Consider the following 18,166-nt stretch of genomic DNA (forward strand, 5'->3'; position numbering starts at 1 on the left):
ACCGCCGCTCGTACCCCCTCCGGCCCCTGTGACCAGTCCCACGCCGCAGCGGGGTTTGTGCCGGCCCCGGGGCCTTTCGCGGTCCGCGCCGCTGACCTGACGGGCCCGCTGCGGGACCATCGACGCATGTATGGCAACAGGAGCGAAGACCCCGACGGCAGTGACCGCCCGAGCCTCCCGGACCGCCGCTTCGCCGCCCTGCGGGGCTGCGAGCGGATCCTGTCCGGCGCCCGGCCGCAGAGCATGCGCGAACGCCTCGCCGCCCTCGCGGCCGCGGACGGCGGCCTGGACCACCGGCCGGACCAGTACGGCGACGGCGTGGTCCGCACCCTGGAGCGCCGGGTCGCCGACCTGCTGGGCACCGAGGACGCGGCCTTCTTCCCCACCGGCACGATGGCCCAGCAGGTCGCCCTGCGGATCCACGCCGAGGCCGCCGGGCTGCGCACCGTCGCGACGCACCCGCTGGCCCACACCGACCGGGCCGAGCGGCAGGCGCTCGGGGTGCTGACCGGACTGCGCAGCGTCTGGCCGACCATCGCGCCGCGCCAGCCCACCGCCGCCGAGCTGCGCGCCTTCGACGAGCCGTACGCCGCGCTCAGCCTCGAGCTGCCGTTGCGCGAGGCCGGGTTCGTGCTGCCCGACTGGGCGGAGCTGACGGCGCTGGCGGAGGTGGTCCGGGCGGAGCACGGCGCGGCGCTGCACGTGGACGGCGCCCGGATCTGGGAGTCGGTGCGGCACCTGGGCCACTCGTTGCCGGAGATCGCCGGGCTGGCCGACTCGGTCTACGTCTCCTTCTACAAGACGCTCGGCGGGGTCAGCGGCGCCGCGCTGGCCGGCGCCGCGGGCTTCGTCCGCACCGCCCGGGCCTGGCGGCACCGGTACGGCGGCCAGGTCTACCAGCAGTGGCCGGCGGTGCTGGCCGCGCTGGCCGGGCTGGACGACGAACTCCCGCGGCTGGACCGGTACGTGGCCCACGCCCGGACGGTCGCCGCGGCGCTGGCCGCCGCCTTCGCCGCGGTCCCGGGCGCCCGGGTGCACCCGGCCCCGCCGCACACCCACCAGTTCCAGCTCTGGTTGCCGTACCGCGCCGAGGAGTTGGAGGAGGCCACGCTGGGGCTGGCCGAGGACACCGGGACCGGGCTGTTCGGCGGCTGGCGCGAGCGCGACCTGCCGGGGCTGTCGATGACGGAGGTCACGGTGGCCGCGGCCGCGCTCGACTGGACGGCCGCCGAGGTCGCCGGGGCGGCCGCCGCCTTCCTCGACCGGCTGCCGGCCGGCGGCAAGGTCGGGTAGCGGCGGGGCCCGGTGCAAGGACGACCGGCCCGCCCCCGCGCAGTGCGGGGACGGGCCGGCCGAGGTGTGTTCAGATGCGCCTGGTCACAGGCTGATCGCTACTGCTCGATCGATCAGTTGTCGACCGGACGGACCCGGATCCAGGTCTCCAGGTAGTTCGAGGACTCGTTCTCGACCTCGATGCTGGTGCCCGTCTTCGGGACGTCCACGCCGCTGTACGGGTTGTCCTTGGACCACCAGGACTTCAGGTCCGAGAACTCGTCGACGCCCTTGGACTTCGGGATCGTGGTCTCGACGCCGGCCTTGTGCAGGGTCAGCGCCGGAACCTTGCGGGAACCGAAGGTGGAGTCGAAGCCCTGCATGCGCGGACGCATCAGGGTGCCGTCCGACCACTTCATGGTGGCCGGGTGCGAGTCGACCGGCAGGACCAGGCCGTGGCCCGGGTGGGCGCTCACGTTGTTGTCGGTCTGCGACTCGTCCCAGTACCAGATCAGCAGGCCGGGCTGGTACGCGTAGTGCTCGACCCAGCTCGGCTTGTCGGCGAAGCCGAAGTTGTACGGGCCGGTCTTCAGGGTCTGGTCGAACGAGACGTACTGCTTGTTCTCGGCGATGTAGTACTGCGCGTAGTCCTTGGTGTACGAGCCGCCGAAGCGGGTGAAGCCGGCGGACGTCCAGCCGTTGTCACCCTTCTCGACGTCGTCACTGAAGACGGTGGCGCCGTCCGCGGTCACCGAGATGTCGTCCACCGCGAAGCCGCGGTAGTGCAGGCCGCCGTCGGTGGTGTTGTGGTAGCGGAACTGGACCTTCTGGCCGGCGTAGGCGTCCAGGTTGAAGGACAGGTCGCCCCACGTGGCGGCGAGGCCGTTGACGGCCGGGCGGCCGTTCTCCTTCGGCAGCGCGGCGCCGTTCCAGGTGCCGTCCACGACGGTCCAGGTCTTGCCACCGTCGGTGGAGACCTCGCCGAACGCGTAGTCGAAGTCCGGCTCCAGCTCGTACCAGGCCTTGGCGTTGATGCTGGCCTTGGTCTTGCCGGTCAGGTCGACCTCGCGGGTCAGCGTGACGTTCAGGTTGTCGGCGCTGCCGCTCCACCACTCCGACGTGCCGGCGAACGGCTTGTTGATGTCGGTGGTGATGCTCTTCTTCGGCAGGTCGACGACCAGGGCCTGCGGGAGGGCGCTGTTGTACTCGACCGGACCGATGTGGTGGGTCGACTCCTTGCCCGCGGTGGCCTTGTCGTACTTCAGCCAGCCGAGCTGCAGCTTGCTCCAGGCGTCGAGGTCGTTCGGCATGTCGCCGATCGCGTCCTTGCCCTCGCCCAGCCAGGAACCGGAGGACATCAGCGACCAGAAGCCGACCGAGTTGTCGATGCCCTTGCCGGCGGTGTCGTACAGGTCCGGCAGACCGAGGTCGTGGCCGTACTCGTGGGCGAAGACGCCGAGGCCGCCGTTCTCGGGCTGCATCGTGTAGTCGCCGATCCAGAGACCGGAGCTGCCGACCTGGACGCCACCGAGCTTGTTGCCCTCGGGGCCGGCCTGGCCGGTCAGGTTGCCGTAGACGTACGAGCGGTGCGCCCACAGGGCCTTGCTGCCCTGCTTGCCGCCACCGGCCGACTTGTCCTCGCCGGCGTGCACGATCTGGAAGTGGTCGATGTACCCGTCGGGCTGGTTGAAGTTCCCGTCGTGGTGCGACCCGTAGCGGTCCCACTGGTCGTACTGGGCCAGCGTCGCCTTGATCTGGGCGTCGGTCTGACCCTTGGCCAGCTGGTCCTTGTACCAGATGTCCACGGCGTCGCGGATCAGGTCCTGCGCGCTGGCGCAGACGTTGGAGCCGCAGTAGTCGGACCCGTAGCGGGCCTCGTTCCACGGAACGCGCACCCAGTCCGAGACCACGCCGTCGACCGAGTAGCGGCCCGAGGACTGCTTCTCGTAGAAGGTCTTCAGCGAGGGCTTGTCCTTGCTGAAGTACAGGTCCTGGTAGTGCTGCTGGTTGTAGTCGGCCTGCCAGGCGGTCGAGTTGTTGGTGGCGCGGTCCGGCTGCGCGATCTCGTTGTGCTTCGGGCCGGGCTCACCCCCGTACTTGACCTTGCCGTCCGCCGTCTTGGTGGTGTTGTCCACCTGGTCGCCGAAGTCGACCAGGATGGTGAAGATCTTGTCCGTGCGCTCGCGGGCGAGCTCCACGTACTTGTCCTTGCCCAGCTTCACGCTGGTGCTGCCGTTGTGCTCCTCGACCTTCGCGGTGCCGGCGAGCAGCTGCTCGGTGGCGGCCTTCTGCTCGGCCTCCACCTTCCCGGTCAGCGGGCCGGGAAAGTTGTGCTCAGTGCTCTGGACGGCCTCGGCCGGGTCCTTCGGCACGGGGGCCGAACCGGCGGCGACGGCGGTGCCCGGGAACATGCCCGCGCCAAGCGTGACTATGACCGCCGCGGCCGTGGCCACCGCAGCGGTTCTCCTGGTGTGCTTCAACGTTGTGACGTCCTCCCCGACCGGGGCCAGCTCTTGGCCAAAGCCCGGCAAACCAAAATGAAAGACAGGTGGACGTCATTTGATACAAGCGTGGACGGAAAAGATAGACCTTGACCCTGACATGGTCACGGCGCTATGCTCCGCGACTTCCCATCAGCTGACCATATGTCAACCGTATGCTCGTTAAAGCTTACTGAGAAATGGGACGCATCCGTACCATCCCGCCCCGAAGCCGCAGATTCCGGTCAGCCGGAACCCGCGGCCCGCGGGCCCGGAACGCACCGAGCCCCCGGCGCGGACGCCGGGGGCTCGGTGGCTGTGAAGTTGTCTGTTAAATGTTGCTACTTCGTCAGGTCCGGACCGGACGAGGCGACCGCGGCCGGGGTGTCCGCGACGGCCGACTTCTCCTCCCCGCGGAAGGTGAACTTGGCGTCCTTGCCCTCGCCCTCGACGTCCACGACGACGATGTGGCCGGCCCGCAGCTCGCCGAAGAGGATCTTCTCGGAGAGGTGGTCCTCGATCTCGCGCTGGATGGTGCGGCGCAGCGGACGGGCTCCGAGGATCGGGTCGTAGCCGCGCTTGGCCAGCAGCTTCTTGGCCTCGACACCGAGCTCCAGGCCCATGTCCTTGTCCTTGAGCCGCTCGTCCACCTTGGCGATCATCAGGTCGACGATCTGGATGATGTCGTCCTCGGACAGCTGGTGGAACACCACGATGTCGTCGACGCGGTTCAGGAACTCGGGGCGGAAGTGCTGCTTGAGCTCCTCGCCGACCTTCGCCTTCATCCGCTCGTACCCGGTCTGGGTGTCACCCGTGGCCGCGAAGCCCAGGTTGAAGCCCTTGGAGATGTCCCGGGTGCCGAGGTTGGTCGTCATGATGATGACGGTGTTCTTGAAGTCGACCACGCGGCCCTGGGAGTCGGTCAGGCGACCGTCCTCCAGGATCTGCAGCAGCGAGTTGAAGATGTCCGGGTGGGCCTTCTCGACCTCGTCGAAGAGGACGACCGAGAACGGCTTGCGGCGGACCTTCTCGGTCAGCTGGCCGCCCTCCTCGTAGCCCACGTAGCCGGGGGGCGAACCGAAGAGCCGGGAGACGGTGTGCTTCTCGGAGAACTCGGACATGTCGAGCGCGATCAGCGCGTCCTCGTCGCCGAAGAGGAACTCGGCGAGCGTCTTGGACAGCTCGGTCTTACCGACGCCGGACGGGCCGGCGAAGATGAACGAGCCGCCGGGACGCTTCGGGTCCTTGAGGCCCGCGCGGGTGCGCCGGATGGCCTGGGAGAGCGCCTTGATGGCGTCCTTCTGGCCGATGACGCGCTTGTGCAGCTCGTCCTCCATGCGCAGCAGGCGCGAGGTCTCCTCCTCGGTCAGCTTGAAGACCGGGATGCCGGTGGCGGTGGCCAGGACCTCGGCGATGAGCTCCTCGTTCACCTCCGCGACGACGTCCATGTCGCCGGCCTTCCACTCCTTCTCGCGCTTGGCCTTGGCCTGCAGGAGCTGCTTCTCGTCGTCGCGCAGGGACGCGGCCTTCTCGAAGTCCTGCGCGTCGATCGCGCTCTCCTTCTCGCGGCGCACGTCGGCGATCTTCTCGTCGAACTCGCGCAGGTCCGGCGGCGCGGTCATCCGGCGGATGCGCATCCGGGAACCGGCCTCGTCGATCAGGTCGATCGCCTTGTCCGGCAGGAAGCGGTCCGAGATGTAGCGGTCGGCCAGGGTGGCGGCGGCGACCAGCGCGGCGTCCGTGATGGAGACCCGGTGGTGGGCCTCGTAGCGGTCGCGCAGACCCTTGAGGATCTCGATGGTGTGCGGCAGCGACGGCTCGGCGACCTGGATCGGCTGGAAGCGGCGCTCCAGCGCGGCGTCCTTCTCCAGGTGCTTGCGGTACTCGTCCAGGGTGGTGGCACCGATGGTCTGCAGCTCGCCGCGGGCCAGCATCGGCTTGAGGATGCTGGCGGCGTCGATGGCGCCCTCGGCGGCGCCCGCGCCGACCAGGGTGTGCAGCTCGTCGATGAACAGGATGATGTCGCCGCGGGTGCGGATCTCCTTGAGCACCTTCTTCAGGCGCTCCTCGAAGTCACCGCGGTAGCGCGAGCCGGCCACCAGCGCGCCCAGGTCCAGCGTGTAGAGCTGCTTGTCCTTGAGCGTCTCGGGGACCTCGCCCTTGACGATGGCCTGCGCCAGGCCCTCGACGACGGCGGTCTTGCCGACGCCGGGCTCGCCGATCAGGACGGGGTTGTTCTTGGTGCGGCGGGACAGCACCTGCATGACCCGCTCGATCTCCTTCTCGCGCCCGATCACCGGGTCGAGCTTGGCCTCGCGGGCGGCCTGGGTGAGGTTGCGGCCGAACTGGTCCAGGACCAGCGAGGTCGACGGGGTGCCCTCGGCGGGCCCGCCGGCCGTGGCCGACTCCTTGCCGCCGCTCGTCTGGTAACCGGAGAGCAGCTGGATGACCTGCTGGCGCACCCGGTTGAGGTCGGCACCCAGCTTGACCAGGACCTGGGCGGCGACGCCCTCGCCCTCGCGGATCAGGCCGAGCAGGATGTGCTCGGTGCCGATGTAGTTGTGGCCGAGCTGCAGGGCCTCCCGGAGCGACAGCTCCAGGACCTTCTTCGCCCGGGGGGTGAAGGGAATGTGACCGGACGGGGCCTGCTGGCCCTGGCCGATGATCTCCTCGACCTGCTGGCGAACGGCCTCAAGAGAAATCCCGAGGCTCTCCAGGGCCTTGGCGGCGACGCCCTCGCCCTCGTGGATCAGACCCAGGAGGATGTGCTCGGTGCCGATGTAGTTGTGGTTGAGCATCCGGGCTTCTTCCTGAGCCAGGACGACAACCCGCCGCGCGCGGTCGGTGAACCTCTCGAACATCGTTTATCGCTCCTCAGAGCGGTCGGGCAGTTCGGGGTCGGTCCCCGCCCTGTCCTTCCGCATGCTAGTCCCGCTCAGCGGCGCGGCCCACGGATTCACTCCCCGGTACGGGAGCGAGATGCTGCGCGACCAGCCGACACCAATCCCAACCTGATGTTGGGAAACGGTGTTCCCACAGGTGGCCCGGATGCACCGGATACCGCTACGCCATCGGCGAACAAGAGCCGCCGGGGCGGAGCCGGACCGTCCCCGGCCGGTCGCACATACTGCCCCTGGACGGGTCGGAGAACCCGTCCACCTGCATTCATACCCGGTATCGGGGCGGTTCTCGCGCAGTTTCCGCGGTGGCGGTGTTCGCCTGGCGAGAAGTCGGGCCGCGGTGACGGTGGTTCAGTGCCCGCCGCGTCGACCGGTACGCCATCGGTGGTGTCGGCGTTACCGCTTCGCTCCTACAGCGTTGCACAGCTCGTGATTGTTCCGCCGCCCCGGCCCACGCCCCGGACGCCCCCCGGCGCCGGTGGCGCGCAGGCCCTCCGGGCGCGCGCCGCGGGGCGCGGAGGAGATTCCTCCGCGCCCCGCGCGTGTGTCGTCGGCGCCGTGCGCGGCCGCCGGGGCCCCGCACCCGCTCCGGCGTGCCGGCGGCGCCGGGATCAGGAGGCGTTGGCCTTGTCGTAGGCCTCGCGGACCGTGCTCGGCACCCGGCCGCGGTCGTTGACCTCCATGCCCTGCTCCTTGGCCCACGCGCGGATCTTCGCGGTGTCGGGCGCACCCCCGCCGGTGGGGCGCGGCGCCGTGCCGCGGCCCGGGCGGCGTGCCCCGGCGAGCCGGCCGCTCTGCTTGCGGCCCTTCTCGACGTACGGCGCCAGCAGACCGCGGAGCTTGTCCGCGTTGGCGCTCTTCAGGTCGATCTCGTAGGCAACGCCGTCGAGCGCGAACGTCACCGTCTCGTCCGCCGAACCGCCGTCGAGATCGTCTTCAAGAATGACCTGCACCCTCTGTGCCACGGGCTTCCCTTTCCGCTAAACGACCCATTGCCTAAGGAAAGGAAAGCGCCTTTCTCCGGAAAACACAAACCCTTGACCGGCGCGGAGCCGCTCAGAGGTGGAGCAGCATGCGTGAGTTGCCCAGTGTGTTGGGCTTCACGCGCTCGAGGTCAAGGAACTCCGCGACACCTTCATCGTACGAGCGGAGAAGTTCTTCATAGACATCCGTAGCGATCGCCGCCGGGTCTGTCGTACCATCATCGGTTTCCTGAACCTCGCCGATCTCGACGAAACCGTGTTTCGCGAAGAAGGGGACCTCGAACGTCAAGCAGAAAATCCGACGGACGCCGAGCCAGCGGGCGGTCTGCACCAGCTTCTCCAACAGCAGGTGTCCGACCCCGAAGCCCCGGCAGGACGGGTCGACCGCGAGCGTGCGGACCTCGGCCAGGTCCTCCCACATCACGTGGAGTGCTCCGCACGCCACCACCGTGCCGTCGTCGTCGCGTTCCGCGACCCAGAACTCCTGGACGGATTCGAACAGCGTGACCGTGGGCTTGTCCAGCAGAATCCCGTCGCGCGAGTAGGCGTCGACGAGCCCGCGCACGGCCCGCACGTCGGTTGTCCGCGCACGGCGGATGGTGACCTCCATGCCGGGACGTTATCGCGTCGGCCCCGGCCCGGTCTCCCCGGTATCGGCTCCGGGCGGCGGCGGGGAATCCGTCGGGGCCGGATCGGACGGGAACAGTGCGGCCACCCGCAAGGCGTCCCGCAGCGCCTCGCGCTGCTCGGGCGACATCAGGCCGAAGAAGTGCACCAGGGCCGCGGCCGGATTGTCGCCGGTGGCCCAGGCGTCGTTCATCAGCGCCGCGGTGTAGGCCTCGCGGGAGGAGACCGGCTCATATCGATAGGCCCGGCCCACCCGCTCGCGGCGCAGCCAGCCCTTTCTGTGGAGCTTGTCCAGGACGGTCATCACCGTGGTGTACGCGATTTCGCGTTCCGACTGCAGATCCAGGAGAACCTCGCGAACCGTCACCGGTCGGTTCCACCGCCACACCCGGGTCATGATGGCGTTCTCAAGTTCGCCGAGTTGCCGGACCATAGTGCGGCCAGGATAGGGAGTGAATGGGGCAAATCTTGTGAAGTGCGCCAAACCGGCGCGCCGCCACCCCGGAATCGGGAATGGCGGCGCGCCGGTCGTTCGGGCGGCTGACCCCGTCGGTCGCGGGTGCGCCGGCGGGTCAGTCGAGGTCTTCCTTGGCCTTCTGGGCCCCGCCCTGCGAGCGGACGATGGCCCGCACCAGGAAGCCGAAGCCGATCGCCATGACCAGCGGCGGCACGATCGCGCTGACGTAGTCCATCAGGTCACTCCTCCTCGGTCTTCTCCGCCGTCGCGGCGGATGCCTTCGGCTCCGGCTTCACCAGCGGGAAGAGCACCGTCTCCCGGATGTTCTTGCCGGTCAGCAGCATGATCAGGCGGTCCACCCCGAGGCCGAGGCCACCGGTCGGCGGCATCGCGTACTCCAGCGCCCGCAGGAAGTCCTCGTCGACCTGCATGGCCTCGACGTCGCCGCCGGCGGCCAGCAGGGACTGCGCGGTCAGCCGGGCGCGCTGCTCGACCGGGTCGACCAGCTCGGAGTAGGCGGTGCCGATCTCGGTGCCGAAGATCACCAGGTCCCACTTCTCGGCCACGCCCGGGACGGAGCGGTGCTGGCGGGTGAGCGGGGAGACCTCGGTCGGGTAGTCCTTGATGAAGGTCGGCCGGACGGCGTTCTCCTCCAGCAGGCGCTCGACCATCTCCAGCACGATCTGCCCGTGGCCCCAGTCCTTCTCGAACGGGATGCCGTGCTCGGTGGCGAGCTTGCGCAGCTCCTCGACGCCGGTGTCGGGGGTGACCTCGGCGCCCAGGCGGGCGGAGATGCCCGGGTAGACGGAGACCTCCTCCCACGGCTCGGCCAGGTCGATCTCGTGCTCCACGCCGTGCGCGTCGACGCCCTTGATCACCGTGGTGCCCAGCGCGTCCCGGGCCGCGTTGACGATCGTCGCGCGGATCAGCTCGGCCTGGGTGTCGTAGTCGCCGTAGGCCTCGTACGACTCCAGCGAGGTGAACTCCGGGTTGTGGGTGGAGTCCGCGCCCTCGTTGCGGAAGTTGCGGTTGATCTCGAAGACCTTCTCGGCGCCGCCGACCACGAGCCGCTTGAGGTACAGCTCGGGGGCGATGCGCATGTACAGGTCGATGTCGTACGCGTTGATGTGCGTCTTGAACGGACGCGCGTTGGCGCCGCCGTGCACCGGCTGCAGCATCGGGGTCTCGACCTCGATGTAGCCGCGGTCCTCGTAGGTGCGGCGGATCGAGCGGACCACCTTGCTGCGCAGGTGCAGGATCTCGCGGGCCTCGGGGTTGACGATCAGGTCGACGTACCGCTGGCGGACCCGGGCCTCCGGGTCGGTCAGGCCCTTGTGCTTGTCCGGCAGCGGGCGCAGGCACTTGGCGGTGAGCTCCCAGCGGTCCACCATCACCGACAGCTCGCCGCGCTTGGAGGTGATCACCTCGCCCTCGACGCCCACCTGGTCGCCGAGGTCGATGTCGGCCTTCCAGGCCGCCAGCCGCTCCGGGCCGAGCTTGTCCAGGGAGAACATCACCTGGAGGTCGCCGGTGCCGTCGCGCAGGGTGGCGAAGCAGAGCTTGCCGCCGGTGCGGGAGAGGATCACGCGACCGGTGACGCCGGCCCGCTCACCGGTCGCGGTGTCCGGCTCCAGGTCGGGGTGCTTGGCGCGCAGGTCCGCGATGGTGGTGGTGCGGGGGAAGCCGACCGGGTAGGGGTCGATGCCGGCGGCCCGGAGCCGGTCCAGCTTCTCGCGCCGGACGCGCATCTGCTCGGGAAGGTCGTCGGTCGCGGGGATTGGGCTCTGATCGCTCACCCCACAAGGGTAGCCAGCCACACACGGTGCTCCGCCACGGGATACGGGTGAGGGGGGCCGCGTCGGCGGCCCCCCTCGGTGCTCCGGCCGGCTCAGCCGGTGCCGGTGGCGAGCTCGATCTCCTCGGGGCCGGCCGGGGCGGGCGGCGCGGCGGGCGCGGGGTGGGCCGGGGGCTTGGGACGGCGGCCGAAGAGCTCGGCCGGGGTCGGCATCCGGTGCGGCCGGGCCGGGGCGGTCTGGGGGGCGGTGGGCCGCTCGGCGGGGGAGTCGGTGCTGCTCATCGTGATCCGTCCTCCAACAGGGGTGGGGAGACTGCTCGGGGGTGCGGCGGGGCTCGGTACGGCGACGAGGTGGCGGGGCTGCCCGGCGGTGAGGGCGAGCCGTTCGCGGACGGCGGCCTCGGCGAGTGCGTGGCAGCGGCCGGCCAGCCGGGAGCGGCGGGCGCGTTCGTGGTGGCCGCAGGGCTGGCGGGTCAGTCCGCGCAGCGCGGTGAGGTCCTCGGGGCCGGGGAGGTAGCCGTCGGTGACGGCCTCCTCCAGGCGTTCCAGGTAGCCGGGTGCGCTGCCGGGCAGGGCGGCCCGGTAGCGCCCGAGGTCGGCGAGCAGGAAGGCGCGCAGCCGGCCGCCCTCCTGGACGGCCTCGTCGATCGCCTCGGTTAGGCGCAGCGCGTCCTGGACGTCCTCCGCCCACAGTTCGGCGCCGGGTCCGGAGAACGCCGGGTGGCCGGGGCCTTGGAGGTGGACGGGGGCGGCGGGGTGCAGGGCTTGGGCGAGGGCGCGGCGCAGCACGCGGACTTCGTCGGCGCTGAAGGCCATGCCGCCGCGCGATCCGTGTGGCGTAGGCATGGGCTGACACTACGTGAGGAATATCCGATTTGTCGGTAACGTCGCGCCGGACACCCCGTGGTCGGGCCCGACGGGCCGCGCCGGGCCCGCGCCCTAGCTGGGCCGGTTGCGTTCGTAGACGAGCCGCAGGCCGATCAGGGTGAGCCAGGGCTCGTGCACGTCGATGGTGGTGGCCTCGCCGAGGACCAGCGGGGCCAGCCCGCCGGTGGCGATCACCTGGACGTCGTCCGGGTCCTTGGAGAGCTCCCGGGCCATCCGCTCGACCAGCCCGTCCACCTGGCCGGCGAAGCCGTACAGGATCCCGGACTGCATGCCCTCGACGGTGTTCTTCCCGATCACGTTGCGCGGCCGCGCCAGCTCGATCTTGCGCAGCTGGGCGCCGCGGACGCCCAGCGCCTCCACCGAGATCTCGATGCCGGGGGCGATCGCGCCGCCCACGTAGTCGCCCCGGGCGTTGACGGCGTCGAACGTCGTCGCCGTGCCGAAGTCGACCACGATGCACGGGCCGCCGTACAGGTGGTTGGCGGCCAGCGCGTTCACGATCCGGTCGGCGCCGACCTCCTTGGGGTTGTCCATCAGGACGTGCACCCCGGTCTTCACGCCGGGCTCCACGATCACCGCGGGGACGTCGCCGTAGTAGCGGCGGGTCACCTCGCGGAGCTCGTGGAGCACGGCGGGGACGGACGAGCAGATCGCCAGCCCCTCCACCGAGGCCTCCCGGACCGCGGTGTGGTTGCCCATCAACCCCTGCAGCAGCACCGCCAGTTCATCGGCCGTGCGGCGCGGATCGGTGGAGATCCGCCAGTGTTCGACCACTTCCTCGCCGTCGAACAGGCCGAGCGTGGTCTGGGTGTTGCCGACGTCGATGGTGAGGAGCATGTGGCGCTTTCTGCGAGTCGGGGCGGAGGTCAGGCGCGCAGGTCCAGGCCGATGTCCAGGATCGGCGAGGAGTGGGTGAGCGCGCCCACGGCCAGGTAGTCGACACCAGTCTGGGCGACCTCGCGCGCCGTGGCCAGGGTCAGTCCGCCGGAGGACTCCAGCTTGGCCCGGCCGGCCACCAGCTCGACGGCCTCCTTCAGCTGCGGGACGGAGAAGTTGTCCAGCAGGATCAGGTCGGCCCCGGCCTCCAGCACCGGCGGGATCTGCTCCAGGGTGTCGACCTCGACCTCGACCGGCAGGTCGGGGTAGGCGGCCCGGACGGCCCGGAAGGCCTCGGCCACGCCGCCGGCCGCGACCACGTGGTTGTCCTTCACCAGGGCGGCGTCGGACAGCGCCATCCGGTGGTTGGCGCCGCCGCCGCAGCGGACCGCGAACTTCTCCAGCGCGCGCAGCCCCGGAGTGGTCTTGCGGGTGTCCCGGACGACCGCGCCGGTGCCCTCCAGGGCGTCCGTCCAGGCCCGGGTCGCGGTGGCGATGCCGGACAGGTGGCAGAGCAGGTTGAGCGCGCTGCGCTCGGCGGTCAGCAGGTCGCGGGTGCGCGAGCGGACGGAGAGCAGCACCTGGCCGGCCTCGACCCGGTCGCCGTCCTGGACGTGCCGCTCGACCTCGAACTCCTCCTCGCAGACCAGCGAGACGACGGCCTCGGCGATCCGCAGGCCGGCCACCACGCCCGCCTCGCGGGCGGTGAAGTCGGCGGTGGCGACGGCCTCGGCGGGCACGGTGGCCACCGAGGTGACGTCCTCGCCGCCGGCCAGGTCCTCGGCCAGCGCCAGGGTGGCGATGTCCTCGACCTCGATCGGGTCCAGCCCGGCCTCCTCCAGCAGCTCGGCGAGCTGCGGGTCCAGGCCGGTCTCGTAGCCCTCGCCGTCCCCGCAGGCGCAGCCGTCGCCGCAGCCGCCCTGGGCGTCGGCCAGGGGGAGGTCCTCGTGGGAGTGGGTCATGGTTCTACTGCTCCTCAGGGGTGCTGACGGGGTCGCCGGAGGCGGTGAGGGTGGTGATCAGGTGGCGCCGCCAGTGGGCGTCGTCGCGCTCGGGGAAGTCCTCGCGCCAGTGGCAGCCGCGGGTCTCCCGGCGCTGCGCGGCGGCCGCGACCAGGGCGGTGGCGACCAGCAGGAGGTTGGCGGCCTCCCAGGTCTCCACCCGCGGGTCGGCGGGCTTCTCCTCGGCGACGTGCGCGTAGGCCTGCTCGGCGAGCAGGGTGAGCCCGGCCGCGGCGTCGGCCATCGACGCGGCCGAGCGCAGCACGCCCGCGCCGCGCGACATCAGCCGCTGGATCTCGGCCCGGGCCTCGGACGGGGGCAGCGGCACCGGGTGCGCGGCGCGCGCCGCGGCGACGTCCACCGAGCGCTCGGGCAGCCCGCCGGCCCGGTGCCGGGCGGTCAGGTCGGCGGCGATCGCCTCGGCGAACACCAGGCCCTCCAGCAGCGAGTTGGACGCCAGCCGGTTGGCGCCGTGCACCCCGGTGCAGGCGACCTCGCCGCAGGCGTAGAGCCCGGGGACGCTGGTGCGGCCCCGCGGATCGGTGCGGATGCCGCCGGAGGCGTAGTGGGCGGCCGGGGCGACCGGGATCGGCTCGGTGACCGGGTCGATGCCGTGCGCCCGGCAGGAGGCCAGGATGGTCGGGAAGCGCTGCTCCCACATCTCGGCACCGAAGTGCCGCCCGTCCAGGTACATGTGCTCGGCGCCCTGCTCCTGCATGCGCCGGGTGATCGCCTTGGCGACGATGTCGCGGGGGGCGAGCTCGGCCAGCTCGTGCTGCCCGAGCATGAAGCGGACGCCGTCCGCGTCCACCAGGTGGGCGCCCTCGCCGCGGACCGCCTCGGAGACCAGCGGCTGCTGGCCCTCGGCCTCCGGGCCCAGCCAGAGCACCGTCGGGTGGAACTGGACGAACTCCAGGTCGGTGACGGCGGCCCCGGCCCGCAGGGCGAGCGCCACGCCGTCCCCGGTGGAGACCGTCGGGTTGGTGGTGGCCGAGAAGACCTGGCCCATGCCGCCGGTGGCGAGCACCACCGCGCGGGCCCGGACGGCGCCGACGCCGTCGCGCTGCCCCTCGCCCATCACGTGCAGGGTGAGGCCGGCGGCGTGGCCGTCGGCGTCGGTGAGCAGGTCGAGGACGAGCGCGTGCTCGATCAGCTCGATGCCCGGGTCGCTGCGGACGGCCTCGACCAGCGCGCGGGATATCTCGGCGCCGGTGGCGTCGCCGCCGGCGTGCGCGATCCGGCGGCGGTGGTGGCCGCCCTCGCGGGTGAGCAGGATCTCGCCGTCGGCGCCGCGGTCGAAGGCGGCGCCGACCGCGATCAGCCGGCGGACGGCGTCCGGGCCCTCGGTGACGAGGGTGCGGACGGCCTCCTCGTCGCAGATCCCGGCGCCGGCCACCAGCGTGTCGTCCAGGTGCTGCTCGGGGGTGTCACCCTCGCCCAGGGCGGCCGCGATGCCGCCCTGGGCCCAGCGGGTGGAGCCGTCGTCCAGCATCGCCTTGGTGACCACCATGGCCCGCAGGCCGGCCTTGCGGACGTTGAGGGCGACGGTGAGGCCGGCTACGCCGGAGCCGACCACGACCACGTCGGTGGTGGCGGTCCAGCCCGGGGCCGGGGCGGTGAGGCGGTGCGTGGCGGACATGGCGTCAGTGGCTCCTTCAGCGCGCGGCGGTCGGGGCCGCGCCGTTGCCGTCACCGTACGCCCGGTCGCCGCGGAGCAGTCCGCTGCCCTCCGGGGTCTCGGCCGGGTCGCCGCCCAGGCCGGTGATCCGGTTCCGCTCGTCCACGAAGACGATCTTCGGCTCGTAGCCCTTGGCCTCGGCCGTGTCCATCTGCCCGTAGGCGATGAGTATGACCAGGTCGCCGGGGTGGACCAGGCGGGCGGCGGCGCCGTTGATGCCGATCACGCCGGTGCCGCGCGGGCCGGCGATGGTGTACGTCTCCAGCCGGGCGCCGTTGTCGATGTCGACGATGTGGACCAGCTCGCCGGGGAGCAGGTCGGCGGCGTCGAGCAGGTCCTCGTCCACCGTGACCGAGCCGACGTAGTGCAGGTCGGCCTGGGTCACGGTGGCCCGGTGGATCTTGGACTTGAGCATGGTGCGGAGCATGGGGTCACGCCTCCTGTGAGTGCATGCCTGAGGGGGTACTGCTGCTTACCGGACGATGATGCGGACGTTGTCGATCAGGCGGGTCGAGCCCACCTTCGCGGCGACGGCCAGCACCGCCTCGCCCTGGAAGTCGTCCGCCGCCTCGGTGAAGTCGTGCGGGTCGATCAGGGCGAGGTAGTCAAGGGTGACACCCTCCGCGCCGTCCAGGACGGCGGAGGCGGCCTCGCGGACGGCCTTCGGGCCCTGCGCGGCCACGTCGCGGCCGGCGAACAGCGCCCCGGAGAGCGCCAGGGCGCGGGTGCGCTCCTCCTCCGAGAGGTAGCGGTTGCGCGAGGACAGCGCCAGGCCGTCCTCGGCGCGGGCGGTCGGCACGCCGACGACCTCGACGTCGAAGTCCAGGTCGGCGACCATCCGCTGGATGACCGCGAGCTGCTGGGCGTCCTTCTCGCCGAAGAACGCGAAGTCCGGGTCGGTGATGTGCAGCAGCTTGGCGACGACGGTCAGCACCCCGTCGAAGTGGCCCGGGCGGGTGGCGCCCTCGTAGCGCTCGCCCATCGGGCCGGCCGTCAGGCGCACCTGCGGCTCGCCGTTCGGGTACACCTCGTCGACGGAGGGCGCGAACACCACGTCGGCGCCGTTCTCCTCGGCCAGCCGCACGTCCGCCTCCAGGGTGCGCGGGTAGCGCTCCAGGTCCTCGCCGGCGCCGAACTGCAGCGGGTTGACGAAGACCGTCACCGCGACCCGGCCCTCCCGGCCGACCTGCTTGCGGGCGGCCCGGACCAGGGCGGCGTGCCCCTCGTGCAGCGCGCCCATGGTCATCACGACGGCGTTGTCGACCGGCTGCTCGTCCGGCCAGAACGCGGCCTCGAAGTCGTCCACGGTGTGCGTGACGACGGCCCGGTGGACCTTCGGCTCCCGCTGGGACCTGCCGGGCTGCTTGCCGCGTGCCATCAGTGCTTCTCCTCGTTCAGTACGTCCAGCAGCGCCGTCGCCGACGCCTCGTCGATCGTCCCGTGGGCGAGCGCCCGCTGGGCGGTGGCCCGGGCCATCGCCCGGTAGGCCGCCGGGATGTCCGGGGACACCGTACTGAGCTGCGCCAGGTGGCGCCGCACGGTGCCCGCGTCGCCCCGCGCGACCGGGCCGGTGAGGGCCGCGTCGCCGGAGCGCAGGCTGTTGTCCAGGGCGGCGCCCAGCAGCGGGCCGAGCAGCCGGCCGGGCTCGGCGACGCCGGCGGTGCGCAGCAGCTCCATCGCCTGCGAGACCAGTGTGACCAGGTGGTTCGCGCCGTGGGCGAGGGCCGTGTGGTAGAGCGGGCGGACCTGCTCGGGCACCCACTCGGGCTCGCCGCCCATCTCGACCACCAGTGCCTCGGCGACCGGCCGCAGCTCCTCGGGGGCGGTGACCCCGAACGGGCAGCCGGCCAGCCGGTCCAGGTCGACGGAGGTGCCGGTGAAGGTCATCGCGGGGTGCAGCGCGAGCGGCAGCGCCCCGGCCCGGGTGGCGGGCTCCAGGATGCCCACGCCGTGCGCGCCGGAGGTGTGCACCACCAGCTGCCCGGGGCGGACGGCACCGGTGGCGGCCAGGCCGGCCACCAGGTCGGCCAGCGCGTCGTCCGGGACGGTCAGCAGCACCAGGTCCGCCGCGGCCAGCACCTGCGGCGGGGTGACCACCCGCACCCCCGGCAGCAGCGCCTCCGCGCGGCGCCGCGAGGTGGCGGACACCCCCGAGGCGGCGACCACGGTGTGCCCGGCCAGCTGCAGGGCGGCGCCCAGGGCCGGTCCCACCCGCCCGGTGCCGACCACGCCGACGGCGAGGCGGGCCGGGCGGTTGCCCGGATCGGCCGGATCGCCGAAGCCGTCGGCGAGCGGGGCGAACCCGGCGAAGTCGTCCGACCCGTTCATGCGCCACCTCGCTGCGCTCGGCCGGGGCATCCGCCGACGCGCACTTCGTCCACAGCGGGCTCGCTCCGCTCGCCCACAGCCTGCCCTGGTTCCTCGACTGATCGTTCCGGTCCTCTTCGGGTACCGGACGCACCGGCCCATTCTACGGGCGGGCGGCGGGGTCTCAGTCGGCTGCGCCGGCCCGGATCAGCCCCGCCTCGTACGCGAGCACCACGGCCTGGACCCGGTCGCGCAGGCCGAGCTTGGCCAGGATCCGGCCGACGTGGGTCTTCACCGTCGCCTCGGAGAGCACCAGCCGGGCGGCGATCTCGCCGTTCGACAGGCCCTGCGCGACCAGCAGGAACACCTCCCGCTCGCGCTCGGTCAGCGGCCCCAGCACGTCCGAGCCGGGCGAGCTCTGCGGGGTGGGCAGCACCTCGGCGAAGCGGTCGATCATGCGGCGGGTGGTGGTCGGGGCGACCACCGCGTCCCCGCCGTGCACCGCGCGGATCGCGGCCACCAGCTCGGTCGGCGGGACGTCCTTCAGCAGGAAGCCGCTGGCGCCGGCCTTGAGCGCGGCGAAGGCGTACTCGTCCAGGTCGAAGGTGGTCAGGATGAGCACGTGCGGGGCGTCCGGCAGCGGGCTCCCGTCCTCGGCGAGGCAGATCCGGCGGGTGGTCTGCACACCGTCCAGGCGCGGCATCCGGACGTCCATCAGGATCACGTCCACCTGCGTGTGCCGCAGCCGTTCGAGGGCCTGGGCGCCGTCACCGGCCTCGGCGGCGATCTCGATGTCGCCCTGCGACTGCAGGATCATCCGGAAGCCGGTGCGCAACAGCTCCTGGTCGTCGACGAGCATCACGCGGATGGTCAAGGTGGCTCCTTCGGGGGCGTCGGGGCGA

At 71.8% G+C, this 18,166-nt stretch carries 15 protein-coding genes; 1 reads left to right on the top strand and 14 read right to left on the bottom strand.

The features are described 5' to 3' along the window. Positions 1–126: 126 nt before the first annotated feature. Complete coding sequence (locus tag ACIA8Q_RS23160; protein WP_360212722.1) at positions 127–1,293, top strand: beta-eliminating lyase-related protein; 1,167 nt, start codon at positions 127–129, stop codon at positions 1,291–1,293. Between the two features lie 113 nt (positions 1,294–1,406). Here the strand turns inward: ACIA8Q_RS23160 and ACIA8Q_RS23165 are convergent, their stop codons facing one another. The 14 genes from ACIA8Q_RS23165 to ACIA8Q_RS23230 all read right to left on the bottom strand — a co-directional run bounded on the left by ACIA8Q_RS23165 (position 1,407) and on the right by ACIA8Q_RS23230 (position 18,138). Further along, positions 1,407–3,683 (bottom strand): immune inhibitor A domain-containing protein, encoded by a 2,277-nt coding sequence (locus ACIA8Q_RS23165; RefSeq protein ID WP_360212724.1) that lies wholly within the window; start codon positions 3,681–3,683, stop codon positions 1,407–1,409. A 410-nt stretch (positions 3,684–4,093) separates the two neighbouring features. Then, the gene (locus tag ACIA8Q_RS23170; RefSeq protein ID WP_360212726.1) at positions 4,094–6,613 is read right to left on the bottom strand and encodes an ATP-dependent Clp protease ATP-binding subunit; all 2,520 of its coding nucleotides are present in this window, start codon (positions 6,611–6,613) and stop codon (positions 4,094–4,096) included. Positions 6,614–7,263: 650 nt separating this feature from the next. Further along, complete coding sequence (locus tag ACIA8Q_RS23175) at positions 7,264–7,617, bottom strand: Lsr2 family protein (RefSeq protein WP_360212728.1); 354 nt, start codon at positions 7,615–7,617, stop codon at positions 7,264–7,266. A 91-nt stretch (positions 7,618–7,708) separates the two neighbouring features. Next, positions 7,709–8,245, bottom strand: a complete 537-nt coding sequence (locus ACIA8Q_RS23180) for an amino-acid N-acetyltransferase (RefSeq protein ID WP_360212730.1) — start codon at positions 8,243–8,245, stop codon at positions 7,709–7,711. A gap of 9 nt (positions 8,246–8,254) precedes the next feature. Continuing rightward, a complete protein-coding gene (locus ACIA8Q_RS23185) occupies positions 8,255–8,695 on the bottom strand; it encodes a BlaI/MecI/CopY family transcriptional regulator (protein WP_396317619.1) in 441 nt (146 codons plus the stop codon). A gap of 263 nt (positions 8,696–8,958) precedes the next feature. Continuing rightward, the gene (lysX, locus tag ACIA8Q_RS23190; RefSeq protein ID WP_396317620.1) at positions 8,959–10,515 is read right to left on the bottom strand and encodes a bifunctional lysylphosphatidylglycerol synthetase/lysine--tRNA ligase LysX; all 1,557 of its coding nucleotides are present in this window, start codon (positions 10,513–10,515) and stop codon (positions 8,959–8,961) included. A 92-nt stretch (positions 10,516–10,607) separates the two neighbouring features. Beyond that, positions 10,608–11,360, bottom strand: coding sequence for a hypothetical protein (locus ACIA8Q_RS23195; RefSeq protein WP_360212734.1), 753 nt, complete (start codon positions 11,358–11,360; stop codon positions 10,608–10,610). Between the two features lie 93 nt (positions 11,361–11,453). Next, the gene (locus tag ACIA8Q_RS23200) at positions 11,454–12,239 is read right to left on the bottom strand and encodes a type III pantothenate kinase (protein ID WP_360212736.1); all 786 of its coding nucleotides are present in this window, start codon (positions 12,237–12,239) and stop codon (positions 11,454–11,456) included. A 29-nt stretch (positions 12,240–12,268) separates the two neighbouring features. Then, positions 12,269–13,240, bottom strand: coding sequence for a carboxylating nicotinate-nucleotide diphosphorylase (gene nadC, locus ACIA8Q_RS23205; protein WP_360212738.1), 972 nt, complete (start codon positions 13,238–13,240; stop codon positions 12,269–12,271). Between the two features lie 4 nt (positions 13,241–13,244). After that, complete coding sequence (locus ACIA8Q_RS23210) at positions 13,245–14,918, bottom strand: L-aspartate oxidase (protein ID WP_360212740.1); 1,674 nt, start codon at positions 14,916–14,918, stop codon at positions 13,245–13,247. A gap of 16 nt (positions 14,919–14,934) precedes the next feature. Beyond that, entirely contained in the window at positions 14,935–15,384 is a 450-nt protein-coding gene (gene panD, locus ACIA8Q_RS23215; protein WP_360212742.1) for an aspartate 1-decarboxylase, read from the bottom strand. A gap of 45 nt (positions 15,385–15,429) precedes the next feature. Further along, entirely contained in the window at positions 15,430–16,335 is a 906-nt protein-coding gene (gene panC / locus ACIA8Q_RS23220) for a pantoate--beta-alanine ligase (protein ID WP_360212744.1), read from the bottom strand. Then, positions 16,335–17,285: a DUF2520 domain-containing protein gene (locus tag ACIA8Q_RS23225; RefSeq protein WP_360212746.1), complete on the bottom strand. Its 951-nt coding sequence runs from the start codon at positions 17,283–17,285 to the stop codon at positions 16,335–16,337. The genes panC and ACIA8Q_RS23225 overlap by 1 nt, the downstream gene beginning before the upstream one ends. Before the next feature lie 163 nt (positions 17,286–17,448). Beyond that, positions 17,449–18,138, bottom strand: coding sequence for a response regulator transcription factor (locus ACIA8Q_RS23230; RefSeq protein WP_360212748.1), 690 nt, complete (start codon positions 18,136–18,138; stop codon positions 17,449–17,451). Between the last annotated feature and the right edge of the window lie 28 nt (positions 18,139–18,166).

It is taken from the genome of Kitasatospora sp. NPDC051705 (assembly GCF_044453265.1).
Lineage (GTDB): Bacteria > Actinomycetota > Actinomycetes > Streptomycetales > Streptomycetaceae > Kitasatospora.

Excerpts from the sequence above, each read along its gene's own strand:
- ACIA8Q_RS23160 (WP_360212722.1), top strand. The coding sequence starts at position 127 with ATGTATGGCAACAGGAGCGAAGACCCCGACGGCAGTGACCGCCCGAGC.
- ACIA8Q_RS23165 (WP_360212724.1), bottom strand. The coding sequence starts at position 3,683 with ATGTTCCCGGGCACCGCCGTCGCCGCCGGTTCGGCCCCCGTGCCGAAG.
- ACIA8Q_RS23170 (WP_360212726.1), bottom strand. The coding sequence starts at position 6,613 with ATGTTCGAGAGGTTCACCGACCGCGCGCGGCGGGTTGTCGTCCTGGCT.
- ACIA8Q_RS23180 (WP_360212730.1), bottom strand. The coding sequence starts at position 8,245 with ATGGAGGTCACCATCCGCCGTGCGCGGACAACCGACGTGCGGGCCGTG.
- ACIA8Q_RS23185 (WP_396317619.1), bottom strand. The coding sequence starts at position 8,695 with ATGGTCCGGCAACTCGGCGAACTTGAGAACGCCATCATGACCCGGGTG.
- ACIA8Q_RS23195 (WP_360212734.1), bottom strand. The coding sequence starts at position 11,360 with ATGCCTACGCCACACGGATCGCGCGGCGGCATGGCCTTCAGCGCCGAC.
- ACIA8Q_RS23200 (WP_360212736.1), bottom strand. The coding sequence starts at position 12,239 with ATGCTCCTCACCATCGACGTCGGCAACACCCAGACCACGCTCGGCCTG.
- nadC (WP_360212738.1), bottom strand. The coding sequence starts at position 13,240 with ATGACCCACTCCCACGAGGACCTCCCCCTGGCCGACGCCCAGGGCGGC.
- ACIA8Q_RS23210 (WP_360212740.1), bottom strand. The coding sequence starts at position 14,918 with ATGTCCGCCACGCACCGCCTCACCGCCCCGGCCCCGGGCTGGACCGCC.
- panD (WP_360212742.1), bottom strand. The coding sequence starts at position 15,384 with ATGCTCCGCACCATGCTCAAGTCCAAGATCCACCGGGCCACCGTGACC.
- panC (WP_360212744.1), bottom strand. The coding sequence starts at position 16,335 with ATGGCACGCGGCAAGCAGCCCGGCAGGTCCCAGCGGGAGCCGAAGGTC.
- ACIA8Q_RS23225 (WP_360212746.1), bottom strand. The coding sequence starts at position 17,285 with ATGAACGGGTCGGACGACTTCGCCGGGTTCGCCCCGCTCGCCGACGGC.